The organism is Xanthocytophaga agilis (assembly GCF_030068605.1).
GTDB classification, from domain to species: Bacteria; Bacteroidota; Bacteroidia; order Cytophagales; family 172606-1; genus Xanthocytophaga; species Xanthocytophaga agilis.
On sequence record NZ_JASJOU010000024.1, the window covers coordinates 90,907 to 103,898 of the forward strand.

Sequence of the window (12,992 nt, forward strand, 5' to 3'; positions counted from 1 at the left end):
CTCTGAACAATCATTTGATGGCTTTGTAAGTTTACATTAAGCTACTTTCTATATACTACTATTTTTGCCCCGCAGAAGGTATACTTTCCTGCGGGTTTTCTTTAAATGATCTATTTAAAGACATTCTTCAAACACTATCACTTACCTTACCATCATTCTATGAATATTTTGCACGCTATTATCTTAGCTATAGTTGAAGGCTTAACCGAGTTTCTGCCTGTATCATCTACAGGGCACATGATCATAACAGCAGCCTTACTAGGTATTCCTCCAGGAGATTTTACAAAAGTTTTTATTGTAGCTATTCAGTTTGGTGCAATTTTGTCTGTCGTGGTACTATACTTTAAGCGATTCTTTAAGGGTCTTGACTTTTACTTTAAGCTTTTTGCTGCATTCCTACCTACTGCTATTCTTGGATTTTTATTGAAGTCTACTGTAGATAAGTGGTTGGAAAGTGTGACTATAGTAGCGGTTACGTTGTTAGTGGGAGGAATTATTCTCCTGTTTGTTGATAAATGGTTTGCAAAGAATGAACAACATTCTCCTGATGAAGATACGATCAGTTATCCTACTGCCTTATTGATAGGTCTGTTTCAATCTCTGGCAATGGTTCCTGGAGTTAGCCGTTCGGCTGCTACTATCATTGGAGGGCTTACGCAAAAACTAACCCGGCAAACGGCTGCTGAGTTTTCGTTCTTCCTGGCTGTACCTACTATGTTTGCTGCTACTGCAAAAAGTCTGTGGGATGATCGCGAACTTTTTATGGCACAAAGTGATAACTGGGGAATTTTAGTAATTGGTAATATAGTTGCTTTTATAGTTGCTATGGCTGCTATTCGGTTTTTTATTGGCTTCCTGACCAAGTATGGTTTTAAGGCATTTGGATACTATAGAATTATCGTAGGCGCTATTCTATTGATTCTTATTATTATGGGAATCGATCTTAAAATAGTTGATTAAATAAGAAGAGTTATACATTTACTTTCTATTTAAGAATTTGCTTCAGGCGTTCCAGGGCTGCCTGATTGCGGGGATCATAAATAGCATTTTTGAGATTTTGCTTCTCCCGGGCAGTCAGGCGCCAGCTTAAAGATACCCGTTCATAATTCTGACGTCGAACACTGTCTTTGGTCGTAATTGCTGTTGTATCCGCATTTTGGTAAGTCGCATAGCTGACCTCAATCTGATGTACGGGAATTTTGGGAAACATCTCCCGTGTATATTCAATTACATTGTCATTGTTGATATCCTGAAGATGTGACCAGTTGCGATAAAGGCTACTGATAGGTGTAAACATCCTGTTAAATAGTGAGCGATCCTCGTTTTTTTCAATTGCATGTTCTTTGGGTGTATCGCGAACTGAAAGAAAAACAACTCCGGATGTATTCCTGGCAATCCATTCTCTGAATACATATACAAAGCGTATAGCATCTGATATGCCAAAATTATCAGATAATCCAGCATCCATTATTTCCATAGCAGGTTCGCTGGGAAGCACTACATTGGGTGTAATGTAAGGGAAGGTAGCACTCATTCGTAATGCGCTTAGGAAACGAAGATTATGTGCCTCCTGTTTTTCAAAAAATCGTAAAAATTCAACTCCCTTTAATTTAGGAATCAGATAACGAGGCGACACATGATCTGCCTCCGTCATGTAAGAGACATGTTGAGGTGATATATAGAGTTTTCTGCCATCGTTAATAATAGTTGGGGAAAAAAGCAACATGGGTACCTTAGCTAGTCGTTCAGGTTCCTGATAATCCATGACTGTTTTATCCATAACATTTTCAGTATTCTTATTGAGTTGTTGCTCAAAGGCATAACCCCGATCTTTGTAATACCAGTGATTCTTATAGTGAAACTGTTGAAATTTGAAAAACATATCACTTACTACCAGAGAAAATGTAATAGCATTGAGGTTATCTTTTGCTATATTGTCCAGGTATTTATGATTGTACAAATCCAATGTAGTATCAGTCTGGCTACGCAGATATAATTCCCGAAAATAGCTGGCTCCCACTAAACCACCTGAAGCTCCTGTAATCAGAAATGTATGAGGGATAAGTGTACCATTGAGTGAACTGTCTGCTGCCTGAAGAACCCGCATTGTCCATAAAGCGGCTCTTTCGCCACCACCACTTACACAAAGAAACAAAAGCTTAGGCTTTTTTCTGGGAAGCAGAGGCTTTCCTGTTGCTTCCTCTTGTAATGATTTTCTGTTTCGCAGATCTGTGATCTTCGCTTTCCAGCGTTCCAGGATGGCAAGTGTTGAGTCTTTATCTACCTGATAGTGTTCTGCATTGCTAAGGCTATCTAGTTGAGTAATCGAGTAATCTGCCTTTTCTATTTTATAATTGAGGCCAAACGCTTCATAATCGGTCTGAATGATTCGAGCTTTAACCAATTCATTATAACCAAACAGAACTAAGATAAATACAGGAATAGACCACTTTCCCAGCCAGAAGGATATAGCTCCCACAAATAATGTAGCTAGTGTAAAAAGTAAAAGCATACTGGCACCTGCAGGTATCTGAAAGCCGGGAAGGTCACGAAATATACCTAAACCAAGAACTATGAGAAAAACAAAGACCTGAATAATAAATGCATTCAGGTGATTCTGACGAAGTACCTTTAAGGCTGCTGAGACATCTATCAACTGACTTTCTGCTGGACGGATACGTAAACGGGCATCCAGAAAAGATTCAATGTGCATGCCATATCTGCGCACAGTATCTACTTTTTTGCGCATAACATTCACACGTGTTACTTTATGTTTCGGCTGAAGCGGAGAGGCTGCACTGGCCGCCAGAACTTTGAAAATATCTTTGTTTGTACTGGTAAAATATAAAAACAGTAGTTCCACCGTAATTATACTACCCAAAAGTAGCCCTAATGATTCCCAGATAAGATCCTCTACAGGTACGTTTTCTTTATATTGAAAAATAACAAACTGAACCAGATAAGTTACCAGAAAAATGAGAGGGATAGTGCTGTTATTTATGCTGAATTTACGAAACGGATCTTTTTCATTGCCAAGGAAGCCACAACGATGGGCATCCAGTATATAACATGTGATATGGAAAGCCATAGTGAATCCACCAAGGGTAATTCCAATGATAAGTAGACTGGCAAAGTTAACCTGATGATTATATTCCGGATCAAGGAAGAGATACGGCAAACCAAATAATGTTCCTACTCCCTGAAGTACAAATCCAAACAAAATAGCCCAGAATAAAAGTAGCCACTGGTTCTTTTTAAGATGTAAAACCAATAGCTGGACAGGAAAGAAATACCAGATGTCAGATATAATTTTTCGAACACGACTTAACATACTACTGATTGAGAAATAAAAGGATACATATTTAACGCATTTGCACTAAACTGTATATACATCGGCTTTTCCTGGTTTTATCAAGGAAGGTACATGAAAATCTTAATTTTTGTATTAGTTTCTTGCGAATTCTTCCAGATTTTAGCATTGAAACTAACAGAATTGTTGCAATGTCTCAATGGTAGAGAATATAATTTATTACATAGGAACGTTTTCTTTTTGGAAAGATACGATTGGGAATGTGTCTGAGTCGAAAATTTATTGCTAATTTTGTGAAGTTAAATTTACTTGTTGGGTAATCTGAAAATAATCCCGACCCTGGAAAACAGAACTTAAGAAATAAGAACTCAATGGAGAACATCCGTAATTTTTGCATTATTGCTCATATTGATCATGGTAAAAGCACCTTAGCAGATCGACTGCTGGAATTTACCCAGACAGTTTCTAAAAGGGAGATGCAGGCTCAGCTGTTGGATGATATGGATCTGGAACGAGAGAGAGGTATTACCATTAAGAGCCATGCTATTCAGATGAATTATGTATATCAGGGAAAACCGTATGTTTTTAACCTGATCGATACACCTGGACACGTAGACTTCTCCTATGAGGTATCCCGTTCCATTGCTGCCTGTGAAGGGGCTTTGTTGCTGGTAGATGCATCACAGGGTATTGAGGCGCAGACAATCTCCAACTTCTTTCTGGCATGGGGAAACAACCTGACTATTATTCCGGTATTGAATAAAGTAGATTTGCCTGGTGCAATGGTTGAGGAGGTAAAAGATGAGGTGGTGGATTTGGTAGGATGCGACCGGGATGATATTATTCATGCCAGTGGGAAAGAAGGAATTGGTATTGAAGATATTCTCAATGCTGTAGTAGAACGTATTCCTGCTCCAAAAGGAGATCCGAATGGTCCTCTGCAAGCCTTGATCTTTGACTCTGTATTTAACTCCTTCCGTGGAATCGAGGTTATTTTCCGGATTAAAAATGGTACACTACGCAAAGGAGATAAAGTGAAGTTTATGGCGACAGGTAAAGAATACAATGCTGATGAAATTGGTATTCTGCGTCTGGATAAAGAGCCACGTGATGTTGTACATACAGGAGATGTAGGTTATCTGATTTCTGGTATCAAGCAGGCTAAAGAAGTAAAAGTAGGGGATACCATTACACATGTGGAACGTCCCGCAGCAGAAGCGATCAAAGGATTTGAAGATGTGAAGCCCATGGTATTTGCAGGTATCTATCCAGTAGAAACTTCTGAGTACGAAGATTTGCGTGATGCCATGGAAAAGCTTCAGTTGAATGATGCTTCACTGGTTTGGGAGCCTGAAACCTCTGCTGCGTTAGGATTTGGTTTCCGTTGCGGATTTTTGGGAATGCTCCATATGGAGATTGTACAGGAACGTTTGGAACGGGAGTTTGACATGACTGTAATCACAACGGTGCCTTCTGTACAGTTTACCTGTTACATGACCAAAGGAGATCCGATTACAATTCATGCTCCTGCTGATATGCCAGACCCCAACAATATTGATCATATCGAAGAGCCTTTCATCAAAGCACAAATTATTACCAAAACTGAATATGTAGGTCCGGTAATTGCTCTTTGTATGGACAAAAGAGGGATTATCAAAAATCAAAACTATATTACAGCTGAACGAGTGGAGATGACATTTGAAATTCCACTATCAGAGGTAGTATTTGACTTTTTTGATCGTCTGAAGACAATTTCCCGTGGATATGCTTCTCTGGATTACGAACTAATCGGATACAGAGAATCTACTATGGTGAAACTGGATATCATGCTGAATGGTGATAAAGTAGATGCTTTGTCTGCTATCGTACATAGAGACAAAGCCTATGAGTGGGGGAAACGCCTGTGTGAAAAACTTCGGGAGCTATTACCTCGTCAAATGTTTGAAATTGCGATTCAGGCTGCTATCGGACAAAAGATCATTGCTCGTGAAACGATTAAAGCTCTTCGTAAAAACGTATTGGCTAAGTGTTATGGTGGTGATATCAGCCGGAAACGGAAACTATTGGAAAAGCAGAAAAAAGGTAAAAAGCGGATGCGCCAGGTTGGTAACGTAGAGATTCCTCAAGAAGCGTTTATGGCAGTACTTAAACTGGAATCATAATTGATTGATATATGTACTATTTGATAGACCCAGCTGGATAAAGGCTGGGTTTATTTTTTTATCAGGTCATAAATAAAAAGAATTATAGTAATTAGCAGAGGTTACAATATGGATGTTTGTTCATTAACAGAAAAAAAGTAATTTGTTCACCTTTTGATCACTGGCAACCTGGTTTTATATATGTCATCTCAGGAACAACTTCAAACACTGATACGTGCACTAATTACAAACGGCACACTTAGCGAGGTACAGAAAAGTATTATCTACTCTCATGCAGAATTACAAGGTGTACCACCTGAAGAGACAGAACGCATGATTCAGGAGGCGCTACAACAGGCTTCACAGACAAATACTCCATCTGCAACTGATCAATCCGGATTCATTACTAACAATCCCACTAATTCTGATACAACAGGTTCTTCATTTGTAGATTCGAACTCCTCTGCATCTCAGCAAAATGTGTCTCAAAGCAATGCTTCACAGGCTAATTACTCTGGTATACAGTTTGGAGCGGGGACTGGGTTTACAGATGCCACTTTATTAAGTGAGCAAGGAGGAATGAGTATAACACAAAAAGCTCGTCTGGATGGTCGCTGGGTGGTTGTTAAGCGGGTTGCTTCTACATACAAATACAATCAGACCTATGCAGATCTCTTATTTAAAGAATATTTCAACGGACGGGATCTGGAACATCCACATATAGTCAATATTTATGGAAGAGGAGAGGATACAGAAGGGCCATTCTTTTATATGGAATACATTGATGGACAATCTCTGAGAAAGCGTATTCCAGAGGGAGGAATAAAAGATCAGCGATTGATCCGAAAGATTGCTGTTGAAATACTGGATGCCTTAAGTTATGCACATAAGAAACAGGTTTATCACAGAGACCTGAAGCCTGAGAATATTCTGATTACCAATAAAGGAGATAATGTAAAGATTATTGATTTTGGCCTGGCTGCTGCTGACAAGTTTGATGATTTGTCAGGTGCCACCTTTGTGGGTACACAAAAATATGCAGCACCTGAACAATCTTCTGCCTTGAATCAGGTAGATGGACGTACAGACTTATATGCTTTTGGCCTTATTTTACTGGAAATGTTTACAGGTAGTCCGGAACCCAAAAATCTGAAGCAATTACCTGTTGGTTACTGGCGTAGTATTATTGATAAATGTTTGCAGTCCAATCCTTCTGACCGATATCAGAATGCCGGTGAAATTCTGGAATATATAAACAGTTACAGTAGTTCTGTTAGTCAGCCAGTCTCCAGCCCACCAGTGGTAAATCAGTCGGTTACTCCACCTCCGGTTCCTGTAATAGAAAATAGACCTGTACATACCCAGCCTAAAACACCTGTTAACAGGTCCCAAGCCAATCAACCTGTGATTCAGGGATTACAGAAGTTGCCTAATGATGTGTTGATACTGGTATTAGGTATTCTTTCTATTATAACCTGTGGTTGTGGTTTCTTTGTTGGCATTATTGCGTTGATTTTGGCAAGCCAGAGCCATGCTGCTTATATGCAAAATCCGGCAGCCTATGATCCTGGATCACGCCAACTGGTCAATACAGGAAAAATATGTGCTATTGTGGGTACGATCCTGGGATCTTTAATTGCCTTAAACTGGTTTGCCGAATGGTTGTTCTAACAGAAGAGAAGTGTCCTCTATCAAATTTATTCAGACAGAGGATACTTGCAATAGTATTTCTTAATGCTTTTGTTCGGTTAGAATAAATGACATATTACCACCTTGCATCAGATCATTGTGTTTTAGAATATAACTATTAAATAGTTTACCATTAAGTGATATTTCCTGAACATAAATAGCCTTTTCATTTGTTCTCTTTGCACTTATAGAAAATGTTTTCTGATTAGGAAGATGCAGCGTTACTTTACTGAATAGTGGTGATGTAATCGCATATTCGTCGGAGGCTGGATTAATAGGGTATAATCCCATTGACGCCAGTACATACCAGGCACTTACTTGTCCGGAATCATCATTGCCACTCAAGCCACCCGGACCATTCGCATATTCCTCTTTCAAAATATGATTAACCCAGTATTGAGTCTTATAGGGAGCATCTGTATAAATATATAAGAAAGGGATTTGCTGACCCGGTTCATTTCCGTGCCAATACTCATTCTTCTGGAAAAGATCATCAAGAGCTGCTTCAAATTTAGTAGTCCCTCCTATAAGCTTAATCAGGCCATTGATATCATGAGGTACATAGAAGCTATATTGACGAGGTGTACCTTCTGTAATAAATAGTAATTTCTTATCGGGATTATAGTTTTTCATCCAACTTCCATCTGCATATCTGCCATTAACAAGTTGTAACGAAGGATCAAATACATTTCTGTAATTGGCAGACCTTCGTATCAAATCGCGGTAATCACTATTTTTTTGTAAGCCTTTGGCCAGTTGTGCCACACAATAGTCATCAAAGGCATATTCCAGTGTTCGGGAAACTTGTTCATTTTTATGAAAGGCATAGGGTATAGTATCTTCCATTGGATAGTAACCATGGTTGAGGTATGAACCTAGAGAACGTCTGCCTCGTCCATCTTTCAGCGCCACCTGATCCGGAATCTCATACGCATTTTTACGCATTGCTTTGTAGGCCTCCTCAACATTGTAACCTCTGATGCCTTTTATATAGGCAGAAGCAATAAATGCAGAAGCGTGATCACCAACCATCGCAGAAGTATAACTATTCCAGCAGGGGAAGTTTGGTAGCCAGTTGCCTTGCTGACTTTTCAGGATAAGAGAATTTACCAGATCATTTACCAGGTCAGTATCAATAATTTCCAAAAGAGGGAGCTGAGCTCTGTAAATATCCCACATTGAAAAATCATCGTAATAATTGCCTTTGGCAAGTTGTTTTATCTGATAATTTCCTGCAAACTGAGGATATTTACCGTCTGCATCACTAAACAGGCGGGGATGCTGAAATGCATGATAGAGTGCTGTATAGAATATTCTTTTATCATTTTCATTGCGGGTTTCTACAACAATTTTACCTAAGGCTTGTTCCCATGCTACTTCTGCTTTCTTACGAATTGCTTCAAAGTTCCAGTCTGTGATTTCCTCTTGCAGATTAGCTCTGGCACCTTCGATACTGGTAAAAGAGGTCCCTACCTTAAGCCGGATGACCATCCCTTTCGTTACTTTAAAACCAATGTATGCACCGATATCTGGTCTATGAGAAAGGCTATCAGAAGAAAATAGTTGTGTATTACTGTAAGTTCCCTTGGTGGAAAATGCCTGTTCAACTTTGACTGCAAAGTATCCACTGAACCCTGCGGGTTCTCCCCAGCCCTGATAAATCCGATGAGCAGGGTTGTAGCCTGTCACTTCCTGCTGAGATGCATTGACATGGATAAATCCTTTGTTGTAGTCGCTATTAGGTGTTATGAGTATATACAGGCTATCGTCCTTCTGTGCTGTAAACTGTATTATGGCACTTCGTTTGGTTGGAGTGACTTCTGTCCTGATCTGATAGTCTGGCAATTCTACACTATAATAAGCAGGAGTAGTAATTTCTTGTTGATGAGAAAATGATGTTTCATAACGGGTCGTTTTTAAATGGCCTGTAATGGGCATGATAGTAAATGTTCCATAATCCTGAACGCAACTTCCGCTGAGCCAGTGAGTACCTCTGATGCCACTAAACATAGTGTCTTTATAATAATAGGGGGGAAGACATTTTTTTTCTGTGTATTGTGTCTGCGGGGTCCATTGAGTCATTGCAAAGGGAAGCGTAACGGCAGGTATAGTGTTGGCTAGTGGTTCTGTGCCTTCTGCATGTTTTTGTGTTGACAGAGTGGTACTTCCTGAAGTACCTGTTAATGGATTAACATAGGGCAGGAACTTATTTTGTGCCTGAAGCGTGAGAAAAGGTAGTAGGGTAAGTAACAGAACTGCTATTTTTCTTGTAATACAATGTATCATAAAATTTGGTAATCTGATAAGTTACAGGTTTAAAGTCGTAGTTAACAGGATGTTAGAGGGTATATTATAATTCCTGTGGAAATGGAATTAATATAAATACATTTCTGAGCTATAATGTCCATTATAACTCTAATAAACGGATATTTTCGCGTTATCAAAGTTATATTTTTATCTTTGCATTTTTTACTGTAATGATTTGAATAACTATGCGTACCGAATTACCATTGGATCAGTGGAACCGGAAAGAGCATTTTCAGTTTTTTTCGGGGTTTGATGAACCATTTTTTGGAATTGTTGCAGAACTGGATATAACACATGCTTATCAAAAGGCAAAAGCAGCCAATGCATCTTTTTTTCTATATTATTTGTATCAGACGCTAAAGATTGTTAATGCTATAGAAGAATTTCGGTATCGGATAGCTGAAGGAAAAGTATATTGTTATGATACAATTCATGCATCACCTACTATTAGCCGCGATGATACTACGTTTGGCTTTGGTTTTATTGAGTTCAAAGATACATTCGAATCATTTTTGCCAGGAGCTTTAACAGAGATTGAAGCTGTAAGGCAGACTTCCGGATTGTGTCTGAGTGATCAGACAGGGCGTATAGATGTAATTCATTTTTCTGCTATCCCATGGACCCGTTTTACAGGGCTTACACATGCCCGCCATTTTGCTTATAAGGACAGTGTTCCTAAAGTATCTGTAGGAAAATATTATACACAACACGGAAAGATGTTGCTACCTGTTGCTGTGAATGTACACCATGGCTTGATGGATGGATATCACGTTGGAAAATTTCTGTCAGAACTACAAAGTTTGTTTGATCAGTAGGCCTGCTGAAGAAGTTTAAACATGTATTTGATTTAGAGAGGCTTGTAGAGTAGTCTATTCGCCATATACAGGTATAAGATGTGTTTAAGTAAATAGACTTTAGTTATTTTAACCAGATTCTAATGAAAAAGATAAAAGTAATTGCATTTGATGCCGATGATACATTATGGGTGAATGAGCCTATTTTTACAAAAACACAGAAGGAGTTTAAAACACTGTTAGAGCCCTATCTAACGGGGGATGAAATTGATACAAAGCTGTATAATGCAGAAATTCGGAATCTACGGCTTTTTGGATATGGAGTGAAAGGCTTTATGCTTTCAATGATTGAAACTGCTATAGAATTAACTCAGGGAAAAATAACCGGAAGTGAAATTCAACGGATTATTGATTTGGGAAAGGAGATGATTGAACACCCAATTGAGGTATTGCCTAATGTAGAAGAAACCATTAAACTTTTGCAGGACCAATATGAGCTAATGGTGATTACAAAAGGAGATTTGTTTGACCAGGAAAGTAAAATTGCCCGTTCAGGGCTTGGTATTTACTTTAGTAAGGTAGAGATAGTTAGTGAGAAAAATGAACAATCTTATCTGAATATCATCCGTAAGAACAATATCATAGCCGATGAGTTTATAATGATTGGCAATTCTCTCAAGTCCGATATCTTGCCTGTGTGCAAAATAGGAGCACATGCAGTACATATTCCTTTTCATGTAACGTGGGCGCATGAGTTAGTAGAAACTCATCAGATTGAAGGTGTTGCATATCAGGAGCTGGCAGACATCAGTTTGCTACCAGAATTGCTGAACCAGTTTCTGATTGTGTAAAGCCCGGAAGTACTTGCATGAGAGTAAAGTAGTGCAAGTTGTTAGTACCCTCCAAAAAGCACTACAAAAGAGTCTTGTCATCAGCAAGACTCTTTTTTTGTAATAGGATCTGGCTGTACGATTGGTATACAATGTATTTACATTTTACTCTTACGTTTTGTCTGTTAATACATTTCTTTTTACAGTTCATGTAGCTTCATATTCTTTTCTCTGCTTTTCATAGCCACCTTTGTTATATACTTACAGGTAAGGGTACAATCTCAATGAGTTTTATATCTATATGACATTCTTATTCAATTACAACTACACTATGAATTGTTTTGTAGAAGTTATTTCTAGCATTCTTGGAGGAACGCCTGCTAAGCTGAATTTCAGAGTCTCAACTTTCAAAGAAAGTACTGGTTATGGAACCTTTATCTCAGACAAGAGACAAATCAACAACGAAGCTTCAACAACGAATACATTTGAGTCCAATGCAGATGGCAATGTGTTCGTAGAAAAATAAAGTAGAGGCCTTCTGTTGCTGTTTATTTGAGTTAGATCTGAATTGCTCTGGTCTGATTATAAATAAAATAGGATAGAGAGTCACAACTTGGGAAAGAGTAAAAAAGATAGCGGATTTTCTGCTATCTTTTTTGTTTATACTGACTATTGAAAAAATATAAACAAATTGTTTTTTATGTGCTTCTGTAAGAAAAAAGTTATCGAAAGATGATTTACTATTTATTTTATACTACTCAGGGATTACATAAGAAAGGTTTGTGAATTGTGATGGTTATTTATAAAGTTTTGTTTTCTAAGATAGTACAGTAATTACAAAATAAGATAGTAATATTTACTTATCTATTATTTAGGGATCTTGTATTCAATTCTGACATATGTAAGTTAAGGTGTTTGTGTAGTACAATTGCTGAGTCAATTTTTGTGTAGAATTGCTGCGGAAAAATACCATCAAATGATATGCAGCATTTTTTTACAAGATTTTCATCAGAATGTATACAGAAAATAGTACTACTACTTTTATGTATACTGGTTGGGGTAAAGAGTCAGGCTCAGAATCTGATCGTGAATGGAAACTTTTCTAATGGTAACGCCAACTTTACTTCAGAGTATACATATACTACACAAGCTACAAATGGTACAAATTACTCACAGGGTTTAGGTCCGGAAGGAAGATACACCGTTGGGACAAATCCAAAATATTATCATCAGGACTTTTGTGCATTGACCACTGAAGGAGTACGATCACCTATTTCAGGAGGCAATATGCTGATAGGAAATGGTTATAATGGATCTTCCAAGAAATTATGGACTCAAACAGTTGCGCTGCAAGCTAATACCAATTATAAGCTGACATTTTATGCCATGAGCCTGGCAGGTGCAAATACTTTATTGTTTGGTTTGTATGGCAACTGTACCCGTTTAGGACAAGATATAGATGTGGGTAATACATGTACATGGACACTATATACGATGACCTTTAATAGTGGAGTACTAACTTCACTGGAACTATCTCTTCGTAATATAAGTGTCAATGCTTCAGGTAATGACATTGCTGTTGATGATATTATATTGGTAAAAGATAATCCCGCTACCAACTATGCCACAATCAGTGATGACTTTATCTGGCAAGGATATACTACTGACTGGACTAATGCTGATAACTGGGGGTCCTGTACAGTACCTACCTGCTCAGATGATGTGGTGATCCCTGCTGGACTGACCAACTATCCTATATTAGCTTCCAATGCTACCGGAGCAGTTAAATCTATCACTATTCAATCAGGCGCGAAAGTAACTTTAAACAGCGGAAGTGAACTACAGGTATGTGGAGATCTGTTGAACAGTGGCACACTTACTACCAACTCCACTGCTACCATCACTATGATGGGAACTACCA

At 38.4% G+C, this 12,992-nt stretch carries 9 protein-coding genes; 7 read left to right on the forward strand and 2 right to left on the reverse strand.

Annotation, left to right across the window (positions count from 1 at the left end; translation table 11 throughout):
- Positions 1-159 precede the first annotated feature (159 nt).
- Positions 160-960 (forward strand): undecaprenyl-diphosphate phosphatase, encoded by an 801-nt coding sequence (locus tag QNI22_RS38305; protein WP_314519647.1) that lies wholly within the window; start codon positions 160-162, stop codon positions 958-960.
- Positions 961-985: 25 nt separating this feature from the next.
- Here QNI22_RS38305 and QNI22_RS38310 read toward each other — a convergent pair whose 3' ends face one another.
- Complete coding sequence (locus QNI22_RS38310) at positions 986-3,331, reverse strand: patatin-like phospholipase family protein (protein WP_314519649.1); 2,346 nt, start codon at positions 3,329-3,331, stop codon at positions 986-988.
- A gap of 350 nt (positions 3,332-3,681) precedes the next feature.
- Between QNI22_RS38310 and lepA the strand changes: the two genes are divergently transcribed.
- Together lepA and QNI22_RS38320 are read left to right on the forward strand one after the other, a co-directional pair.
- Entirely contained in the window at positions 3,682-5,472 is a 1,791-nt protein-coding gene (lepA, locus tag QNI22_RS38315) for a translation elongation factor 4 (RefSeq protein ID WP_314519651.1), read from the forward strand.
- A gap of 180 nt (positions 5,473-5,652) precedes the next feature.
- Positions 5,653-7,122 carry a protein kinase domain-containing protein gene (locus QNI22_RS38320; RefSeq protein WP_314519653.1) on the forward strand — a complete coding sequence of 490 codons (1,470 nt, stop codon included), beginning with the start codon at positions 5,653-5,655 and terminating at the stop codon, positions 7,120-7,122.
- Positions 7,123-7,182: 60 nt separating this feature from the next.
- On the opposite strand, the gene QNI22_RS38325 is transcribed toward QNI22_RS38320, so the two are convergent.
- The gene (locus QNI22_RS38325; protein ID WP_314519656.1) at positions 7,183-9,426 is read right to left on the reverse strand and encodes a GH92 family glycosyl hydrolase; all 2,244 of its coding nucleotides are present in this window, start codon (positions 9,424-9,426) and stop codon (positions 7,183-7,185) included.
- Positions 9,427-9,632: 206 nt separating this feature from the next.
- Between QNI22_RS38325 and QNI22_RS38330 the strand changes: the two genes are divergently transcribed.
- The 4 genes from QNI22_RS38330 to QNI22_RS38345 form a co-directional block, all read left to right on the forward strand.
- Positions 9,633-10,262, forward strand: coding sequence for a CatA-like O-acetyltransferase (locus QNI22_RS38330; protein WP_314519657.1), 630 nt, complete (start codon positions 9,633-9,635; stop codon positions 10,260-10,262).
- 122 nt (positions 10,263-10,384) lie between these two features.
- Positions 10,385-11,092 carry an HAD family hydrolase gene (locus QNI22_RS38335; RefSeq protein ID WP_314519659.1) on the forward strand — a complete coding sequence of 236 codons (708 nt, stop codon included), beginning with the start codon at positions 10,385-10,387 and terminating at the stop codon, positions 11,090-11,092.
- A 310-nt stretch (positions 11,093-11,402) separates the two neighbouring features.
- The gene (locus tag QNI22_RS38340; protein WP_314519660.1) at positions 11,403-11,597 is read left to right on the forward strand and encodes a hypothetical protein; all 195 of its coding nucleotides are present in this window, start codon (positions 11,403-11,405) and stop codon (positions 11,595-11,597) included.
- Between the two features lie 455 nt (positions 11,598-12,052).
- The coding region (locus QNI22_RS38345) for a hypothetical protein (RefSeq protein ID WP_314519663.1) at positions 12,053-12,992 on the forward strand (940 nt) is incomplete at its 3' end.